An 18,093-nucleotide genomic window follows, 5' to 3' on the forward strand; every position below is an offset into this window, starting at 1 on the left:
CGCAAGGGGAGAAGGGTCGGATCAGCTGTAGCGGGCGATGCCCAGGTCGGCGGACTCGATCTCCGGGGTGCGGCCGTCGATGATGTCGGCGATGACGCGGGCCGAGCCGCAGGCCATGGTCCAGCCCAGGGTGCCGTGGCCGGTGTTCAGGAACAGGTTGTCCAGCTTGGTCTTGCCGATGACCGGGGTGCCGTCGGGCGTCATCGGGCGCAGGCCGGACCAGTAGCTGGCCGCCTTCAGATCGCCCGCGCCGGGGAACAGCGAGCCGACCGAATGCTCCAGCGTGTTGCGGCGCTGTTCCGGCAGGACGTTGTTGTAGCCCGAGATCTCGGCCATGCCGCCGACGCGGATACGGTCGCCCAGGCGGGTGATCGCCACTTTGTAGCTCTCGTCCATGATGGTCGAGACGGGGGCGGCGGGCTCGTCGATGATCGGGGCCGTGATCGAATAGCCCTTCACCGGATAGACCGGCAGGGTCATGCCCAACGGCTTGACCATCTGCGGCGAGTACGACCCCAGCGCCAGCACATAGGCGTCGGCCGTGACCACGCCCTTGTCGGTCTTGACGCCGGTGATGCGGCCGCCTTCGGCGATCAGGCCCTGGATGGTCGTGCCGTACTGGAAGGTCACGCCCTGCGTCGTCGCATGATCGGCCAGGGCGTTGGTGAATTTGAAGCAGTCGCCCGTCTCGTCGCGCGGCAGGCGCAGGCCGCCGACAAACAGGTCGCGCGTGGCCTTCAGGCCCGGCTCGGCGCGGATGCAGCCGTCCTGGTCCAGCACTTCGAACGGGACGCCGCCTTCGCGCAGGACTTCGGTGTCCTTGTAGATGCCGTCCAACTGCTTCTGGGTGCGGAACAGTTGCAGCGTGCCCTGGGTGCGGTGATCGTATTCCAGGCCCAGTTCGTCGTTCAGCTGGGTCTGCACCACCTGGCTGTACTCGGCCAGGCGCACCATGCGCGCCTTGTTCAGGGCATAGCGGCTGGAGGTGCAGTTGCGCAGCAGGGCCAGCAGCCAGCGCACGGTCGGGGCGTTGATCTGGGGGTGCAGGATCAGCGGGGCGTGGCGCATGAACAGCCACTTCACCGCCTTGGCGGGAATGCCGGGCGCGGCCCAGGGCGAGGAATAGCCGGGCGAGATCTCGCCCGCATTGGCGAAGCTGGTCTCCAGCGCCGGACCGCTCTGGCGGTCGATGACGGTGACCTCGTGCCCCTGGCGGGCCAGGTAGTGGGCGGTGGTCACGCCGATGACGCCGGCGCCGAGGATTGCGATCTTCATGGGTCTTGACCTTACGCGAACCAGACGCGTGGCCCCCTAGACCAGATTTTGCGCCCGTCACGCAAGTCGCAGTTTGTGTGCGCCGCAATATCGGCGGTGTTGATAAGGACTGCCTGTGTTCGGGCGATCACGGTTGATTATTTGCTCGCTATATCAGGCATGCGCGACAAGCTGGCTCTACGACGATCGGGTCGGGTCGGTCAGCGGCTCGCCGTAGTGGCGATCGCCGTGCAGATTGGCGGCCAGGGGCGCGGTGGTCCGCTCGATCAGGCGATGGACGACCGGCCGGTCCGGCCCCTGATGCAGGGCGCGGATGCCTTCGTTGATCGAGGCGTCGGCGTGGGTGATGCGCTGGTTGTGCCGGATGTAGTCCAGCCAGGTCGGCGTCTGGTATTTCTCGACCCAGACGTCAGGCTCGGCCAGGTCGCGCATCAGCCGCCACTGGCGTGCGCCGTCGCGGCGACGGATGCGGCGTCGTTCGTCCATCAGGGCCAGGAAGGCGTCGATGTCCTCCTCGCGGATACGATAGGCGATGGAGACGATGACCGGCCCGCTGCGCGGCTCGATCGACAGGGCGGTCTGCGGCTCGGTCCAGCGGCGCAGCAGGTCCATGTTCAGATTGGCCGTCGAGGGCAGGGGCACTTTCAGGCCGATCAGCACGCACAAAAACAGCACCCCCGCCGAAACGCCCAGGGCGACGTCGACGCCATAGGTCTGGGCCAGGCCGCCCCACAGCCAGCTGCCCCCCGCCATGCCGCCGAAGGCCGCCATCTGATACAGCGCCAGCGCCCGCGCCACGACCCAGCGCGGCACCGACATCTGCACCGTGACGTTGAAGCTGGACAGCACCAGCACCCAGCCCGCCCCCGCCAGCATCAGGGCCGGCAGGGTGACGGCCAGCCAGGGGATGTAGGCCAGGCCCAGGGCCGCCGCCGCGAAGGCCAGGGCGGCGACGCGGACGATGGTCTCGGTCTCGTATTTCGCGCGCAGACGCCCGACGAACAGCGCCCCGCCGACCGCGCCGATGCCGAACGATCCCAGCAGCAGACCGAAAGCCAGGGGGCCGCCGCCGCCTTCGCGCGCGACGACGGGCATCAGGGCCTGGACCGCGCTGGCGCCGACGCCGAACACCACGGCGCGCAGCAGCACGGCCGTCACGCGCGGCGACAGGAAGGCGTAACGCACCCCGCCCGCCATGGCCGCCAGCAGGCCTTCGCGCGGCAGGGTCTGCTTGGGCCGCTCGGGCTTCCAGCGGAACAGCACGACCAGCAGACCCAGATAGCTGACGGCGTTGACGGCGAAGGCCGCCGCCGCGCCCGCCGCCGCCACGATCATGCCGCCCAGCGCCGGGCCGACGCTGCGGGCCATGTTGAAGCCCATGGAGTTCAGGGTCACGGCCCCGGCCAGATCCTCACGCGGGACCATGTCGCCGACCGACGCCTGCCACGCCGGGCCGTTGAAGGCCGTGCCGCAACCGATCAGGAAGGTGAAGGTCAGCAGCACCCAGGGCGTGATCCATCCCATCCAGGTCATGGCCGCCAGCCCCGCCGAGACCAGCAGCATGAAGGTCTGGGCCGCCAGCATGATCTTGCGCCGGTCCACCGTGTCGGCCAGCGCCCCGGCCGCCAGCGACAGCAGCATGATCGGCAGGGTGATCGACGCCTGCACCAGGGCGACCATCTGCGCCGAGGCGATGGAGGTCATCATCCACGCGGCGCCGACCGACTGGATCAGGCCGCCGAAATTGGTGACCAGGCTGGTGATCCACACCGCCCGGAAGATCGGATGCCGCAGCGGCGCCAGGGCCGAGGGGCGCTCCGGCGGGACGGACGGCGGCCCAGAAGCGGCGGCGTCGGCGGTCGAACTCATGCGGGGCGGCTCCTCGCATGGACGATACGGAGCAGGCGGGAACCGACGACGACCATGCGGGCAGTCCACACGGCTTCGACGGGGGAAGCAAGACGCGAAGCGGTCACTCTGGGTTCCGGATTATTGGCGTCGCGAGGGCGGCGGCGGGACGCTATAGGAAGGCCGTGACCGTCCCAGCCGTTCCCCCGATGTCGCCCTTGATCCCCTTCACCGTCGCCGCCCTGTATCGTTTCGCGCCCGTGGCCGACCCGGCGGCGCTGCGTCTGCACCTGCTGGACCTGTGCGGGGCCGAGGTGCGCGGCACGCTTCTGGTGGCGCATGAGGGGATCAACGGCACCATCGCCGGGCCTGAGGGCGCCGTCGCCCGCGTGATCGACGGCGTGCGCGTCCTGCCGGGGTTCGAGCGGCTGGAGCTGAAGTATTCGACGGCCTCGGCCATGCCCTTCCGCCGCATGAAGGTGCGGGTGAAGGCCGAGATCGTCACCATGGGCCAGCCCGACATCGACCCGGTCGAGGGCGTCGGAACCTATGTCTCGGCCCAGGACTGGAACGCTCTGATCGCCGATCCCGACACCGTCGTCATCGACACCCGCAACGACTATGAGGGCGAGATCGGCGCCTTTGCGGGCGCGGTCCAGCCCAACACCCGAACCTTCCGCGAGTTCGCCGACTGGTTCAGGACCGAGGGCCGCGCCCTGCTGGATCGGCCGACCCCGCCCAAGGTCGCCATGTACTGCACTGGCGGCATCCGCTGCGAAAAGGCCACCGCCTTCCTGAAGGCCGAGGGGGTGCGCGACGTGCATCACCTTGAAGGCGGCATCTTGAAATATCTGGAGACGGTGCCCGAGCCGGAAAGCCTGTGGCGCGGCGAGTGCTTCGTCTTCGACGAGCGGGTGGCCGTGGGGCACGGGCTCGTCGAGGGCGAACATACGTTGTGCCGGGGATGCCGGATGCCGGTCAGCCCTGAGGGGCGTCGCTCTGCGCGCTATGTCGAGGGCGTGTCCTGCGACCGCTGCTGGGACAGCCGGGATCAGGTCCAGCGCGAAGGCTACGCCGAGCGGCAGAAGCAGATGGAGATCGCCCGCGCCAGGGGCGTGGCGCACGTGGGGGCGGCGCAGAAGGGTTAGAAGTCTCTCTCCGCCCATGCCATCCTCCTGGCCTTGTCAGGAGGCCCGCCCATGACCGCCTTTCGTCCCGTCGAGCGTCTCGACACCCATGAGGTGTCCAACCAGGTTCCGCCGCTGGAGGGCGTCGACCTGTTCACCGGCGACAAGGCGTTGCACGACGCCGTGCGCCATTGGGGCGGGGCGGGGCATGTCGAGCGGCTGACCGATCTGGGCCGCCGCTGCGGCTCGGCCGAGGTGATCGACTGGGGCGTGCAGGCCAATCGCGTCCCGCCGGTGCTGGACACCCACGACCGCTACGGTCGGCGCATCGACGAGGTGACGTTTCATCCGGCCTATCATCAGCTGATGGACCTGGGGCTGGGCGCAGGCCTCGCAGCCGGCGCCTGGGACGGGACGCCGAACGGGCATCTGCTGCATGCGGCGATCCTGTTCCTGACCGGGCAGGCGGATTCGGGGACCAGCTGTCCCATGACCATGACCTACGCCTCGGTCGCGGCGCTTCAGGCCGATCCGGCCGTGGGCGAACCGTGGATCGGGGGCGTGCTGTCGGGCCGCTATGACCCGGCGGTGCGTCCGGCGAGCGAGAAGGCGGGCGTGACGCTGGGCATGGCCATGACCGAGAAGCAGGGCGGCTCGGACGTGCGCGCCAACACCACCCGCGCCGAGCCGGTCGGCGAGGACGGCTGGTATTCCCTGACCGGGCACAAATGGTTCTGTTCGGCGCCGATGTGCGACGGCTTTCTGACGCTGGCCTATGCGCCGGGCGGGCTAACCTGCTTCATCCTGCCGCGCTGGCTGCCGGACGGGACGCGTAATGCGGGCTTCCGCGTCATGCGGCTGAAGGACAAGATGGGCGACCGCTCCAACGCCTCGTCCGAGGTCGAGTATCACGGCGCGCTGGCGCAAAGGCTGGGCGAGGAAGGGCGGGGCGTGGCGACCATCATCCGCATGGTCCAGCATACGCGGCTGGACTGCGTGGTCGGCTCGGCGCTGCAGATGCGCGGAGCGCTGGCGCAGGCCGTGTGGCACGCCGCCCACCGCACCGCATTCCAGAAGCGGCTGATCGACCAGCCGATGATGGCCGCCGTCCTGACCGATCTGGCGGTCGAGAGCGAGGCGGCGACCGCCCTGTCGATGCGGCTGGCGGCGACGTTCGATACCGACGACGCCGTGGGCCGCCTGCTGACACCGGTGGCCAAATACTGGGTCTGCAAGCGGGCGCCGAACCTGGTCTATGAGGCGATGGAGGCGCTGGGCGGCGCGGGATACGTCGAGACGGGGCCGATGCCGCGCCTGTTCCGCCAGTCGCCGCTGAACGCCATCTGGGAAGGTTCGGGCAACGTCATCGCCCTGGACGTGCTGCGCGCGGCGGGACGCGAGCCGGAAGCGGTCGAGGCCCTGCGCGATTGGCTGGCGTCGCAGGCGGGCAAGTCCGCCGACTATGACCGCTTCATCGCCGGGCTGGACGTGACGGCGAACGAGGCGGGGGCGCGGCTGGCGGTCGAGCGGCTGGCGCTGGCGGCCCAGGCGGCGGCTTTGCTGGAGATGAACGGTCCCTCGGCCGAGGCCTTCATCGCCCTTCGCCTGCGTCCGCGCGGCATGGCCTATGGGGCCTATGAGGCGCAGGTGGATCAGCATGCGGTGCTGGAGCGGGCCATGCCCGCCTGAATGTCGGGAAAGATGAGCCGGAAAGGACGAAGGCCTCGCGGGGGCTCCGCGAGGCCTTCGGTGGTGGAGCTTAGCGGAGTCGAACCGCTGACCTCTTGCATGCCATGCAAGCGCTCTACCAACTGAGCTAAAGCCCCAGGCCGTATCGGCTGGGTTATGTCGTCGACCGGATCAAGCGAAAGCGCCTGGAAAGGACGAAGGCCCCGCGGCGTTCCGCGAGGCCTTCGATGGTGGAGCTAAGCGGAGTCGAACCGCTGACCTCTTGAATGCCATTCAAGCGCTCTACCAACTGAGCTATAGCCCCGAACCTTTCGGTCGGTCCCGCCGGGGAGAGAATGTCGCCCCCCGGCGAGGCGCGGAAACTAGGTCAGGCCGTTTTGAAGATCAAGCGGGTCTGACAGATTTTTTTCCGCTTATTTTTCCGACCTTTGCCGCTTAGTCATCGTCGCGCGACGGCTTGGCCAGCTCTTCGTCGAGGTCGTCGTCGTCTTCGTCTTCGATGAAGGGCACGGAATCGTCATCGTCGTCGTCCAGGACGTCGTCGTCATCGTCGCCGTCGGACGAACCCATGCCGGCGTCGTCGCCGCCCGGCTCGCCGTCGTCGTCGTCCGGGGTCAGGATCGGCTCGTGGCCTTCCTGATCGATTTCGGGGGTGGAGCCTTCGGCGTCCTCTTCGTCCTCGTCGCCGTCGACCGACTTGTCGGCGACTTGATCTTCGGACTCTTCTTCGTCAGCGGCGTAGCCGGCGCCGCGGCGCACGCGGCGGCTGCGGACGGCTTCTTCCATCGGATCGAATTCGGTGTCGCACTTGGGGCAGTGGGCCGGGCGGCGGTTCAGATCGTAGAATTTGGCCTGGCAGTTCGGGCAGACCTGCTTTTGGCCCAGTTCGGGATTGGCCACGTGATTAGACCTTCGGCGGGTTTAAGGGAAAATTGGAAAACGGGCGGCTCCCTTGCCACCGGCGGGGGCCGCTGTCAAAAGCCTTCTTTTCCGCGCCTGCGCGGCTTTCCTGACATTCGGAGCCTGCATCAGGGTGAGCACTCCCCAGACCTTCACCGCGTCCGGCGTTTTCGGCCTTAAGGGCGTGGTCCGCGCGCCGGGCGACAAGTCGATGTCGCACCGGGCTCTGATCTTCGGCGGCATGGCCGAGGGCGTCACGGAAATTGAGGGCCTGCTGGAAGGCGACGACATCCTGGCCACCGGCCGCGCCATGCAGGCGCTGGGCGCCTCGGTCGAGCGGATCGGCGAGGGGCGCTGGCGGGTCGAGGGGCGCGGGCCGTTGCGTTCGCCCGAGGCGGTCATCGACTGCGGCAACGCCGGGACCGGGGTGCGCCTGCTGATGGGGGCGGTCGCGGGCTATGATCTGACGGCGACCTTCGACGGCGACTCTTCGCTGCGCAAGCGGCCGATGAAGCGCGTCACCGGGCCGCTGGCCGACATGGGCGCGCGCTTCGACTGGAACGCGGCCGAGGACCGGGTGCCGCTGACCCTGCACGGGGGCGGGCTGAAGGGCGTGACCTTCGTGCAGAGCGTCGCCTCGGCCCAGATCAAGTCGGCCATCCTTCTGGCCGGGCTGAACGCGGCGGGCGAAACCGTCGTGGTCGAGCCGGAAAAGAGCCGCGACCACACCGAGCGGATGCTGCGCGCCTTCGGCGCCGAGGTCGAGGTGACGGAAGACGGCGCCGGCTGGCGCATCCGTCTGCCGGGCGGCCAGAGGCTGAAGGGAACCCACGTCGCCGTGCCGGGCGATCCGTCCTCGGCGGCCTTCCCCCTGGCGGCGGCCCTGGTGGTTCCGGGCTCGGAGGTGACAGTCGAGGGGGTGATGCTCAACCCGCTTCGCACCGGCCTGTTCCAGACCTGGCTCGACATGGGCGCGGACCTGACCATCGCCAATCGCCGCATGGCCGGCGGCGAAGAGGTCGGCGACATCACCGTCCGTCACTCTGCGCTGAAGGGGGTCGTGGTCCCGGAGGAGCGCGCGGCCTCCATGATCGACGAATATCCGGTCCTGGCCGTGACCGCCGCCTTTGCTGAGGGCGAGACCGTCATGCGCGGCATCGGCGAGATGCGCGTCAAGGAAAGCGACCGCATCGCCCTGATGGCGGCGGGCCTGTCGGCCTGCGGCGTTCAGGTCGAGGAGGAGGCGGAGGGCTTCATCGTCACCGGCGCGCCCGGCCCCGTGAAGGGCGGCGCGACCGTCGACACGGCCCACGACCATCGCATCGCCATGAGCCATCTGGTGCTGGGCCTGGCCGCTGAACAGCCTGTCTCGGTCCGCGATCCCGAGATGATCGCCACCAGCTTCCCCGGCTTTGTCGAGATGATGAACGGGCTGGGGGCGGAGATCGGCCAGGGTGGTTGAGACCCGCAAGACGTCCGGGCTCTGGTCCTGGCTGCAATTCGTCCTCGCCGCCGCCTTCGTCGGCTGGTGCAGCTACAAGGGCGGGTCCGAGGTGTGGCGTGCGCTTGAAACTGGGCTGCTGCGTCACGGCAAGGGGCCGGACGTGGCGCTCAGCGACAGGCCGCTGGTCTTCTGGGCGCTGAACGGTTTCTACGGGGGCGCTGTTCTGGCGGGCGTCGGATTCGCCGTCTTCTGCCTGGCGCTGGCCTTTCAGGACGTGCGGAAGCGGGGCGTGGGGCGATGACGGCGCGGCCTTCTCTCCCGCCCTATGTGGTGTTCAAGGCGCTCGGCGTTGGTCTGTTGGTTCTAGCCGCGGCCTTCCTGTTGTTCGCGCTCGGTTTCTTCGGCGAAGGCATGCTGGACCTCGCCGACGGCCGTATGGACGGCCACGCCTCCCTGGACCTGTCGGAAGCGGTCGCGACCCATCTGTTCCGGCGGCGCATAGGAACCATGCTGGCGTCCAGCGCGGTTCTGCTGGTTTTCGGCCTCGGATGCTTCTGGGTCGCTTGCGTCCTGAAGCCGAAGCCGTGAGAAGCACAGGGCGCGGCAGCGCTTTGAAGGAACTCTGATTTGAACAAGAACCTGGTCATCGCCGTCGACGGCCCCGCCGCGTCCGGCAAGGGCACCATCGCCGCGCGCCTGGCCGCCCATTACGGCCTGCCGTACCTGGACACCGGCCTGCTGTATCGCGCCGTGGGTCTGGCGGTGCTGGACGCGGGCGGCGATCTGGGCGACGCCGAGGCGGCGGCGCAGGCCGCGCGGGCGCTGGATCTGGCGAGCCTGAGCGATGATCCGCGCCTGACCGATCGCGGCGCGGGCGAGGCGGCCAGCCGCGTCGCCAGCCATCCGGGGGTGCGCGCGGCTCTGCTGAAGCTGCAGCAGGACTTCGCCGCGCAATCGGGCGGGGCGGTGCTGGACGGGCGCGACATCGGCACGGTGATCGCGCCGAACGCCCCGGCCAAGCTCTATATCGCCGCCAGCCCGCAGGTGCGCGCCGAGCGCCGCTGGAAGCAGCTGACCGCGCGCGGCGAGGTCATCGCCTTCGAGGACATGCTGGAGGATATCCGCCGCCGCGACGCCCGCGACGCCGGTCGCGACGACGCCCCGATGGTCCAGGCCGACGACGCCGTCTTGCTGGATACGACCGATCTGGGTATAGAGGCCGCCTTCGATGCGGCCCGCCGTATCGTCGAGGCGGCGCGAGCCAGGGCCGGGATCTGATCCCGCCGGGCGAATCCAACGTTCCGATCTCCTCGACGGCCGCGGGCGTTCTGGCTTTCCGTACGTGCGCTCTCCCGCGCGCCTGGCCTCGTCTCGTGACGACCTGACTTCCCCTTCTTCACCCCTTTCGCGCGCGTCCGTTCGGCCGTGCGCGTTCCCTTTTCATCAACCCCAAGAGTTTCCATGACTGAAACCCTCAACCCCACCCGCGACGATTTCGCCGCCCTGCTCGACGAACAGCTGCAAGGCCGCGACCTCGGCGAAGGCCAGGTCGTTCACGGCCGCGTCGTCGGCATTGAAAAAGACATCGTCATCATCGACGTCGGTCTGAAGACCGAAGGCCGCATCGCCATGCGCGAGTTCGGCCAGGGCGAAGGCGCCGTCCTGCCCAAGGTCGGCGACAACGTCGAAGTCTACCTGGAGCGCGTCGAGAACGCCCTGGGCGAAGCCGTCATCAGCCGCGACAAGGCTCGCCGCGAAGAGGCCTGGACCCGTCTGGAAGCCGTGTTCGCCGAAGGCCACCCGGTCAACGGCGCCATCGTCGGTCGCGTCAAGGGCGGCTTCACCGTCGATCTGGGCGGCGCCTCGGCCTTCCTGCCCGGCTCGCAAGTCGACATCCGCCCGGTGCGCGACGTCGGCCCGCTGATGGGCAAGGAACAGCCCTTCGCCATCCTGAAGATGGACCGTCCGCGCGGCAACATCGTCGTCTCGCGTCGCGCCATCCTGGAAGAAGCCCGCGCTGAACAACGCACGGAGCTGGTCGGCCAGCTGCAAGAAGGCGAAATCCGCGAAGGCGTCGTCAAGAACATCACCGACTACGGCGCGTTCGTCGACCTGGGCGGCATCGACGGCCTGCTGCACGTCACGGACATGTCGTGGAAGCGCGTGTCGCACCCGTCGCAAGTCCTGGCTGTCGGCGACACCGTCAAGGTCCAGATCGTCAAGATCAACCCGGACACCCAGCGCATCTCGCTCGGCATGAAGCAGCTGCAGTCGGATCCGTGGGACGGCGTCGAAGCCAAATACCCGGTCAACGCCAAGTACACCGGCCGCGTCACCAACATCACCGACTACGGCGCGTTTGTTGAGCTGGAAGCCGGCGTTGAAGGCCTGGTCCACGTCTCGGAAATGTCCTGGACCAAGAAGAACGTCCACCCGGGCAAGATCGTCTCCACCTCGCAGGAAGTGGACGTCATCGTCCTGGACGTCGACAGCGCCAAGCGTCGTATCTCGCTGGGCCTGAAGCAGGCTCAGAACAACCCGTGGGAGGCCTTCCTGGAGGCTCACCCGGTCGGTTCGACCGTCGAGGGCGAAGTCAAGAACGCCACCGAGTTCGGCCTGTTCGTCGGCCTGGACAACGACATCGACGGCATGGTCCACCTGTCGGACCTGGACTGGAACGTGTCGGGCGAAGAAGCCATCCAGCGTTACCGCAAGGGTGAGACGATCAAGGCCAAGGTCTTGGACGTCGACATCGAGAAGGAGCGCGTCTCCCTGGGCGTCAAGCAGCTCGGCGGCGACCCGATGGAAGGCGACACCTACAAGCGCGGTCAGCAGATCACCGTCACCGTGACGGCGATCGAGACCGGCGGCATCGAGGTCAAGTTCGGTGAAGACGACGCGCCGGTCACGGCCTTCGTCCGCAAGTCGGACCTGTCGCGCGACCGCAACGAGCAGCGCACCGAGCGCTTCGCCGTGGGCGACCGCGTCGACGCCATGATCACCGCCGTCGACAAGGCCACGCGCCGCGTCTCGGTTTCGATCAAGGCTCTGGAGATGAAGGACGAACAGGAAGCCATCGAACAGTTCGGGTCGTCGGACTCGGGCGCCTCGCTGGGCGACATCCTGGGCGCCGCGCTCAAGAACGCGTCGAAGGAATAGGTCTTCCCATCCCATGGGAAACCAGGGGGCGGCCGGAGCGATCCGGCCGCCCTTTTTCTTTGCGCGCCGCATCCGTGGACGCCGCTCGGGCCGAACCGTTCTGGGAATCGATCGCAGCACTGATCGGCTTTTTCTCTCTCCGTGAGCCGCTTGCGCGGCGAAACCTGTCCGCGTCGAAAGCAAGAAACCTTCACGACGATACGTTTTGTCTCTTTCTTCCTGTGCCGACAGACGGTTAGGGTGTCGTCCCGGACGGTGAAGCCAAGGCGGGGGCCTGAATGATCAAGTCTGAACTGATTGAGAAACTGGCGGCTGAGAACCTGCATCTCACCCATGCTGAGGTGGAGCGGGTCGTGAACGTGATCCTGGGCTGTATGACAGAGACCCTGTCGGAAGGCGGCCGGGTCGAGCTTCGCGGTTTCGGCGCCTTCTCGGTGCGGAGCCGCCCGGCGCGGACGGGCCGCAATCCCCGCACCGGCGAGACGGTCGAAGTCCCGGCCAAGGCCGTGCCCTTTTTCAAGAGCGGCAAGGAACTGCGCGAGCGTCTCAACGCTTCCGGCGACGCCTGACTAAAATAATCGAAAGACTGAAGACCCCATGAGCCTGCTGACCGAGTTTCGGGAATTCGCCGCGCGCGGCAACGTCGTCGACCTGGCGGTCGGCGTCATCATCGGCGCTTCGTTCGGCAAGATCGTCACCAGCCTGGTGGATCAGGTGGTGATGCCGCCGATCGGCCTGCTGCTGGGCAAGGTCGACTTCTCCAAGATGGAATGGGTGCTGGTGCCGGAGAACCCGGCGACCGAGGCGGTTGAAAAGGTGGCCATCCAGTACGGCGCCTTCATCAACACCCTGATCCAGTTCCTGATCGTGGCCTTCGTGGTCTTCCTGGCGGTCAAGGCTATCAACAAGATGCGCCGCGAGCAGCCGGCCGAGCCGGAAGCCGGCCCGACGCCGACCGAAGCCCTGCTGGCCGAAATCCGCGACGAGCTGAAGGCGCGTCCCTAAGGGGATGTCGCAGCGAGGGTCGTCTCAGGCCCTCGCTTTCACCGCTGAGCGGCGCGCCGGCGCCGGCGCCAGCCGCAGGGCGGCGCTGGCCCGCGCAGGCAGCGGCCGCAAACAGAAGGAATAGTCGCCGTCATAGGGGGTGGGCCGCCAGCCCGCGTCCTGCATCCCTGCGTTGAACGCGACATGGCAGTGGCCCCAGCCGCCCTCTCGGTGAGCCTTGTCGATGAGCGGCCCGAGCGCCTGGAGCAATTCAGGCGAGGTTGCTTGCAGTCGCACCTTGGCTGCGCCCAAGGTCGGCGCCAGGATACGCAGCCCTTCTAGAAGAGATTGAACGGCTTCGGGATCGGTCTGAAGGGCGACCAGGTCGATGACCTCCAGGATCGGCGGCTCCAGCGGCGTCTGCTTGTTCAGCATGGCCAGCGCGAAGCCTGTGATGCGCCCCTTCTCGCGATACGCCAAGGCCAAGGGCGGGACCGTCAGGTCGGGGTCGGACAGACGCCAGCGCATGATTGCGGGGCTGCGGTCGGCGATCAACCGTCCCTCGCCGCGCAGGGCCTGCCAGAATTGGTCGTAATCCGAACCGTCTGTCAGATCGTCGAGCAAGCTGACCGTGGAGGGCAGGCGGGCCTGGGCGTTCTGCAGACGTCGTCCGCCGAGCAGGCGCGGCAAGGGCGATAACTGCTCGCCCAGCAGGCGGGCCAGAAGCGGCGCTTGATCGACAATATGGCGCAGGCCGCGCCCGTAGAGACAGGCGAGGGGATCCACCAGCCAGGACAGCTTGACGTCATGGGTGAGCGGCGGCCAGGGCGTCATGCCGTGACGCTTGTAAAGAGGGCTGGAACGGGCGTTCGCGTTCAGCGTGTATCGGGCGAAGCACCCGGGCTGGTTGACGAAGGCGTGGATCAGGTCGCGGCTGCGGCCGCGCTGATCGGGCGGAACGATAATGGAATAGCCGGTGGCCCCGTACAGCGCGCGGTCGTCCAGCCAGAAGCGCTGGATGAAGTTGCCCGCACAGGCGACGGCGCCGCCTCCGTTGTCAATGACCCAGCCGTTGGGGCTGTGCAGCGCCCGTGTCGCCGGATTTGACCATAACCACGCCCACCCGGCCCGTGATCGCGCAGGCCACCAGACGCTGCGATGCAGCCGATTGACCGCTTCCAGGTCGGCGGGGCGCATCGGGCGAAGCGTCATGACGAGGTCTCCACGCAGTCCGAGAAAGGGACGACGAAGGGTTCTCGTTAAAAGTGTATTTTAAAATAACCGCGCTCGAAACGGGAAAGTGTTGACGAATATGCGACGTCCTGACGGCGGGATTTCGTCCTTAACGCTTGTTTGCAATCCGTGACCGTGCTGTTTCTGCACGCTTCCGCGCCCGTCGGGGGCGCAAGAAGATGGAGCTTGCCGTTGAGCACGACGGACGGAGGGGGCGCGCGATCGGTGCGCCGGCCCGGCACTCGAAGGGGCGCAGCCCAGACGATGGCTATGAATGAGATGAAGTCGATCATGATCTGTGCGGGGGCCCAGGCATGAATATCGTCATCGCGATCGGTCTGATCATCACCTTCGTCACGGGCGTGCCCGTGCTGATGCAGATCCTGAAAAATCACCCGCGCGGGCTGATCATCCTGTTCTTTGCGGAGATGTGGGAGCGCTTCTCCTACTACGGGATGCGCGGCATCCTGATCTTCTTCCTGACCCAGCACTTCCTGTTCGACGACGCCCAGGCCGGTTCGGCCTACGGCTCCTACACCTCGCTGGTGTACCTGCTGCCGCTGCTGGGCGGCATGATGGCCGACCGCTTCATCGGCACGCGCAAGGCCGTGGCGTTCGGCGCCCTGCTGCTGGTGGCCGGTCACGGCATGATGGCCTTCGAGGGGCGTCCCGCCACCGAAACCCTGACCTATCAGGGCGCGGCCTATGAAATCTCGGCCGAGGGCCGCGGCGCCGCGCGCGACGTGGGTCTGATGGTCAACGGCCAGAAGTACGCCTTCGCCCCCGTCGAGAACGGCCTGGCGATCAAGGATCTGCCGCAGGACGCGCCGATCCCGGCCGTGCTGCCGACCGGCGAGTACAAGATCGACGTGACCCGCGACATGGCGGGCATCAACGTCTTCTACCTGGCCATCGCCCTGATCATCATGGGCGTGGGCTATCTGAAGCCGAACATCTCGACCATTGTCGGACAGTTGTATCCCGAAGGCGATCCGCGCCGGGATTCGGGCTTCACCCTCTACTATTACGGCATCAACCTGGGGGCCTTCTGGGCTGCGGTGTTGTGCGGCTATCTGGGCCAGACGGTCGGTTGGTGGGCGGGCTTCGGCCTGGCCGGGGTCGGCATGGCGCTGGGCTGGGTGGTCTTCGTCCTGGGCAAGCCGCTGCTGCAAGGCAAAGGCGAGCCCCCGGCCGAGGGTAATCTGAAGAAGCCCTTCCTGGGACCGCTGAACCGCGAATGGTCGATCTACCTGCTCAGCATCCTGGGCGTCGGCGTGGTGTGGTTCATGGTCCAGCGCAACGCCCTGGTGGGCTGGGTGCTGGGCGCCGCGACCGTCGCTTCGCTGGCCTTCATCGCCTACATCATCATCAAGGTCTGCGAGAACCGCATCCAGCGCGAGCGCATGATGCTGGCGGTGGTGCTGATCATCGGCTCGGTGGTCTTCTTCACCCTGTTCGAACAGGCCGGCACTTCGCTGAACCTGTTCGCCGACCGTAACGTCGATCTCAGCCTGACGCCGACGGCGGTTCAGTTCCTGGGGATCACTATCGGCACCCCGTCGCAACTGGCGGCCGCGGGCATCACCCCGTCGGGCTTCTGGATCGACGCCACGGTGACCGCCGCCCAGACGCAGTCGTTCAACGCGGGCTTCATCCTGATCTTCGCGCCGATCATGGCGGCCCTGTGGGCCTTCCTGGGCAAGCGCAACCTGGATCCGAACCCGACGCTGAAGTTCGGCCTCGGCCTGCTGCAGGTCGGCCTGGGCTTCATGATCGTGGTGTGGGGCGCAGGCATGGCCGATTCGGCCTTCCAGATGCCGATCCTGCTGCTGGGTCTGCTCTACATGTTCCACACCCTTGGCGAGCTGTTCCTGTCGCCGGTGGGCCTGTCGGAGATCACCAAGCTGTCGCTGGCCAAGGTGGTCAGCTTCATGATGGCGGTGTGGTTCCTGGCCTCGTCCATCGCCCAGTACGTCGGCGGCTGGATCGCGGGCCTGGCCGGCACCGAGACCGTCGGCGGCCAGGTTCTGGATCCCGGCGCGGCGCTGCGCACCTCGCTGGAGGTGTTCGAGATGCTGGGCCTGTGGGGCATGGGCATCGGCGTCGGCTTCATCGTCCTCAGCTTCTTCATCAAGGGCTGGTCGCACGAGAAGGCGGCGTAACAGGCGTCTCTCGTCCGGTCCGGCGCTCAGGCTCCGGACCGGCGGACGACGAAAGGAAAGGGCGGCGTCTCGCAGGAGGCGCCGCCCTTTTCAGTTGTCCGGGGAAGGCCCCGGCTGGTTCCGGGGTTCGTGGTTTCGGTTCGTCAGAAGGTCTTGCGCAGACGGATCTGATAGAAGGTGCGCGGGTCGATGAAGCGGTTCTCGACGAAGGCGATCGGCCGGGTCTCGCGGTCGCCGAATTCAGTGCGCTCGACGTTGAAGTCGTCCCAGATGTTCACCTGGCCGCGGATCGAGAGGGTCGGCGTCGGCTTATACTCGGCCCACAGCTCGTAATAGTCGTGGCCCCGCCAGCCCGAAATCTGGTCCGGACGATAGTTCTTCTGGCCCAGCAGGGGGATCCAGGCGCCGCCCCACTGCAGTTTCCAGCTGGTGATGTCCTGCTGGAAGGTGATGGTCGCCTGGCTGGCGCGAATACCGGAGATAGGACGGATCTCGCCCGTGGTCGGGTCGGTGACTTCGGTATGGTTCCAGGTGTTGCGGAAGCCGAACTTGCCGCCTGACAGACCCAGCTTGTCGGTGGGGACCGTGACGTTCAGCACCAGCTGATCCAGCGTCCCGTCGCCGATGTTGCCCACGGCGGCGTAACCGCCTTCGAGGGGAATGACGTCGATGGCGTCCGTGATCTCGTCGTGGCGCAGGCCGATGCTGACGATGCCTTCGCCCCAGAAGCGTTTTTCATAGGTCAGTTCGGCGACCCAGCGGGATTCGGGTTGCAGGTTCACATTGCCGCCGAAGACGTTCTCGTCGGCGAACTCGGCCGAGGCGGCGAAGTCGCCGAAGTCGAGCTGTCCCACCGTCCGCTCCAGGCGCAACCGTAACTGGTTGTTCGCCGCCGGGGTCCAGGTGGCCAGCAGGCGCGGCTTGGCGAAGAAGAAGTTCTTTTCCTGATCAGCGTCGCCGGATTGGCTGATGGTCGAGGATTCCAGCCGCAGACCGCTTTCCAGCGTCCACTTGGGATTGATGCGCCAGGTGGCCTTGCCGAACAGTTCGCCGCGTGTTTCCTCGACCTTGACCGAGGCCGAAGGCAGCGGCTCCGGCACGCCGCCTATGGAATAGGCCTGATCGCGTTCCAGCATGTTGTAAGCGATTTCGCCGCCCGCCTCGAAGTCCATCGACGGCGACCGTTCGTAGCGCACTAGGCCGCGCAGGATGGTTTCCGAGGACTTGCCGTCAGAGTTGAACAATTGCTCGGGGCTTTCGACGCCGGAGACGCGGCCACGCGAGGTTGAGACTGATTCATAGTCACCGAACTCATGAATGAAGCGGGTTTCCAGCTTCAGCTTTTCGGACAGCGGGCGGGTGTAAACCGCGCCGAATTCGCCGCTGTGGCCGTCCTCGTCATACAGGCTCTCGCGCAGGACGTCCGGGGCGGTCTGGCGGTTGATGTTGTGCCAGTCGTTGATCCCGTAGCGCGCCGTCAGGTCGATCTTGCCGCCTAGGAAGGGGCTGGAGTAGTTGCCCCGGATCGAGTTCCCGCCGCCGTAGCCGTCGTTGTAGTAATCCTCGGCGCGCAGCAGTTCGCCGTTCGGGCCGACCCGACGCAGCGGTCCCGCGCCGTTGGAGTCGCTGCTGGAGATGCCGTCGCCCAGCGTCACGCCCCAGGTACGGTCGCCTTTGCGTTCGGTGAACTGATAGGTGCCGCCGAACAGATCCTGGCCGCCTTCGAACAGGCTGGCGTTGAAGGTGGCGATGTGTTCGCGGCTGGCGGTGTTCTTCAGGATGACGTTGATGACGACGGAATAGCCCTGCATCTCGATGCCCGGAGCGCCGCCGCGGATCAGCTCGATGCGCTCGACCTGGGCGGCCACGGTGCGGCCCAGCACGTTGGAGCCGGTGTCGTTCTTGGACGCCGGGCGCGAGCCGTTGATCAGGACGTTGCCGACCGCGCCTTCGAAGCCGCGCGCCCCGTCGCCGTCGTTGACCGAGAAGCCGGGCACTCGGTTGACCATGTCCAGCGCCGTGTTGGGGCGGGCGTCGGCGAAGAAGTCGGGGGTGAAGATCAGCACCGCCTGATCGCCGGGCACGGCCGACTGGCGCGCGGGCGCGGCAGGCGCATCGGCGGCGAGCGCCGCAGCCGGCGCGGCGGTCAGCAGCAGGGCGGTGGTCGCCAGCAGTGCGCTCTTGGTGTTCATCTCGTCCTCTCCCTCGGTGTCCGGCAGAGGTTTGGCGGCGTGGCGGTTCGATCTCCAGTTACAAGCTCGACAGGTGGATT

15 protein-coding genes and 2 tRNA genes are annotated in these 18,093 nt (G+C 67.2%); 10 read left to right on the forward strand and 7 right to left on the reverse strand.

All coding sequences use genetic code 11. The features are described from left to right. Nucleotides 1-21 precede the first annotated feature (21 nt). Nucleotides 22-1,299, reverse strand: coding sequence for a D-amino acid dehydrogenase (locus tag EGK63_RS09815; RefSeq protein WP_371412958.1), 1,278 nt, complete (start codon nt 1,297-1,299; stop codon nt 22-24). 153 nt (nt 1,300-1,452) lie between these two features. After that, entirely contained in the window at nt 1,453-3,144 is a 1,692-nt protein-coding gene (locus tag EGK63_RS09820) for an MFS transporter (RefSeq protein WP_207896362.1), read from the reverse strand. A gap of 197 nt (nt 3,145-3,341) precedes the next feature. Between EGK63_RS09820 and EGK63_RS09825 the strand changes: the two genes are divergently transcribed. Next, nucleotides 3,342-4,271, forward strand: a complete 930-nt coding sequence (locus tag EGK63_RS09825; protein WP_243637637.1) for a rhodanese-related sulfurtransferase — start codon at nt 3,342-3,344, stop codon at nt 4,269-4,271. A 51-nt stretch (nt 4,272-4,322) separates the two neighbouring features. Further along, nucleotides 4,323-5,939, forward strand: a complete 1,617-nt coding sequence (locus tag EGK63_RS09830) for an acyl-CoA dehydrogenase family protein (protein WP_125901174.1) — start codon at nt 4,323-4,325, stop codon at nt 5,937-5,939. A gap of 61 nt (nt 5,940-6,000) precedes the next feature. Here EGK63_RS09830 and EGK63_RS09835 read toward each other — a convergent pair. The 3 genes from EGK63_RS09835 to EGK63_RS09845 all read right to left on the reverse strand — a co-directional run bounded on the left by EGK63_RS09835 (nt 6,001) and on the right by EGK63_RS09845 (nt 6,839). After that, a tRNA-Ala gene (locus tag EGK63_RS09835) sits at nt 6,001-6,076 on the reverse strand. Nucleotides 6,077-6,167: 91 nt separating this feature from the next. Then, nucleotides 6,168-6,243: transfer RNA gene (locus EGK63_RS09840), tRNA-Ala, on the reverse strand. Nucleotides 6,244-6,374: 131 nt separating this feature from the next. After that, the gene (locus tag EGK63_RS09845; RefSeq protein WP_125901175.1) at nt 6,375-6,839 is read right to left on the reverse strand and encodes a TIGR02300 family protein; all 465 of its coding nucleotides are present in this window, start codon (nt 6,837-6,839) and stop codon (nt 6,375-6,377) included. A gap of 133 nt (nt 6,840-6,972) precedes the next feature. Between EGK63_RS09845 and aroA the strand changes: the two genes are divergently transcribed. The 7 genes from aroA (at nt 6,973) to mscL (ending at nt 12,447) form a co-directional block, all read left to right on the forward strand. Beyond that, on the forward strand, nt 6,973-8,301 hold the full coding sequence (gene aroA, locus EGK63_RS09850) for a 3-phosphoshikimate 1-carboxyvinyltransferase (protein ID WP_256375778.1): 1,329 nt from the start codon (nt 6,973-6,975) through the stop codon (nt 8,299-8,301). Beyond that, nucleotides 8,294-8,584, forward strand: a complete 291-nt coding sequence (locus EGK63_RS09855; protein WP_125901177.1) for a hypothetical protein — start codon at nt 8,294-8,296, stop codon at nt 8,582-8,584. The genes aroA and EGK63_RS09855 overlap by 8 nt, the downstream gene beginning before the upstream one ends. Then, nucleotides 8,581-8,871, forward strand: a complete 291-nt coding sequence (locus EGK63_RS09860) for a hypothetical protein (protein ID WP_125901179.1) — start codon at nt 8,581-8,583, stop codon at nt 8,869-8,871. The genes EGK63_RS09855 and EGK63_RS09860 overlap by 4 nt, the downstream gene beginning before the upstream one ends. A gap of 39 nt (nt 8,872-8,910) precedes the next feature. Then, entirely contained in the window at nt 8,911-9,561 is a 651-nt protein-coding gene (gene cmk / locus EGK63_RS09865) for a (d)CMP kinase (RefSeq protein ID WP_125901181.1), read from the forward strand. A gap of 183 nt (nt 9,562-9,744) precedes the next feature. Continuing rightward, nucleotides 9,745-11,442 carry a 30S ribosomal protein S1 gene (gene rpsA / locus EGK63_RS09870; RefSeq protein WP_125901183.1) on the forward strand — a complete coding sequence of 566 codons (1,698 nt, stop codon included), beginning with the start codon at nt 9,745-9,747 and terminating at the stop codon, nt 11,440-11,442. Nucleotides 11,443-11,720: 278 nt separating this feature from the next. Further along, entirely contained in the window at nt 11,721-12,011 is a 291-nt protein-coding gene (locus EGK63_RS09875) for an integration host factor subunit beta (RefSeq protein WP_125901184.1), read from the forward strand. A gap of 28 nt (nt 12,012-12,039) precedes the next feature. Then, nucleotides 12,040-12,447, forward strand: coding sequence for a large-conductance mechanosensitive channel protein MscL (gene mscL, locus EGK63_RS09880; RefSeq protein WP_125901187.1), 408 nt, complete (start codon nt 12,040-12,042; stop codon nt 12,445-12,447). 24 nt (nt 12,448-12,471) lie between these two features. Here mscL and EGK63_RS09885 read toward each other — a convergent pair whose 3' ends face one another. Further along, nucleotides 12,472-13,638 (reverse strand): GNAT family N-acetyltransferase, encoded by a 1,167-nt coding sequence (locus EGK63_RS09885; RefSeq protein ID WP_125901189.1) that lies wholly within the window; start codon nt 13,636-13,638, stop codon nt 12,472-12,474. A gap of 335 nt (nt 13,639-13,973) precedes the next feature. On the opposite strand from EGK63_RS09885, the gene EGK63_RS09890 reads away from it, so the two are divergent. After that, on the forward strand, nt 13,974-15,821 hold the full coding sequence (locus EGK63_RS09890; protein ID WP_125901191.1) for a peptide MFS transporter: 1,848 nt from the start codon (nt 13,974-13,976) through the stop codon (nt 15,819-15,821). Between the two features lie 143 nt (nt 15,822-15,964). On the opposite strand, the gene EGK63_RS09895 is transcribed toward EGK63_RS09890, so the two are convergent. After that, nucleotides 15,965-18,013: a TonB-dependent siderophore receptor gene (locus EGK63_RS09895; protein WP_125901193.1), complete on the reverse strand. Its 2,049-nt coding sequence runs from the start codon at nt 18,011-18,013 to the stop codon at nt 15,965-15,967. Nucleotides 18,014-18,093: the final 80 nt, after the last annotated feature.

Source organism: Brevundimonas sp. 357, from assembly GCF_003938605.1.
In the GTDB taxonomy this organism is placed as follows: Bacteria; Pseudomonadota; Alphaproteobacteria; order Caulobacterales; family Caulobacteraceae; genus Brevundimonas.

What these genes read in the sequence shown, in the direction of transcription:
- EGK63_RS09820 (WP_207896362.1), bottom strand. Translation starts at nt 3,144, where the DNA reads ATGAGTTCGACCGCCGACGCCGCCGCTTCTGGGCCGCCGTCCGTCCCG.
- EGK63_RS09830 (WP_125901174.1), top strand. Translation starts at nt 4,323, where the DNA reads ATGACCGCCTTTCGTCCCGTCGAGCGTCTCGACACCCATGAGGTGTCC.
- EGK63_RS09860 (WP_125901179.1), top strand. Translation starts at nt 8,581, where the DNA reads ATGACGGCGCGGCCTTCTCTCCCGCCCTATGTGGTGTTCAAGGCGCTC.
- rpsA (WP_125901183.1), top strand. Translation starts at nt 9,745, where the DNA reads ATGACTGAAACCCTCAACCCCACCCGCGACGATTTCGCCGCCCTGCTC.
- EGK63_RS09875 (WP_125901184.1), top strand. Translation starts at nt 11,721, where the DNA reads ATGATCAAGTCTGAACTGATTGAGAAACTGGCGGCTGAGAACCTGCAT.
- mscL (WP_125901187.1), top strand. Translation starts at nt 12,040, where the DNA reads ATGAGCCTGCTGACCGAGTTTCGGGAATTCGCCGCGCGCGGCAACGTC.
- EGK63_RS09885 (WP_125901189.1), bottom strand. Translation starts at nt 13,638, where the DNA reads ATGACGCTTCGCCCGATGCGCCCCGCCGACCTGGAAGCGGTCAATCGG.
- EGK63_RS09890 (WP_125901191.1), top strand. Translation starts at nt 13,974, where the DNA reads ATGAATATCGTCATCGCGATCGGTCTGATCATCACCTTCGTCACGGGC.
- EGK63_RS09895 (WP_125901193.1), bottom strand. Translation starts at nt 18,013, where the DNA reads ATGAACACCAAGAGCGCACTGCTGGCGACCACCGCCCTGCTGCTGACC.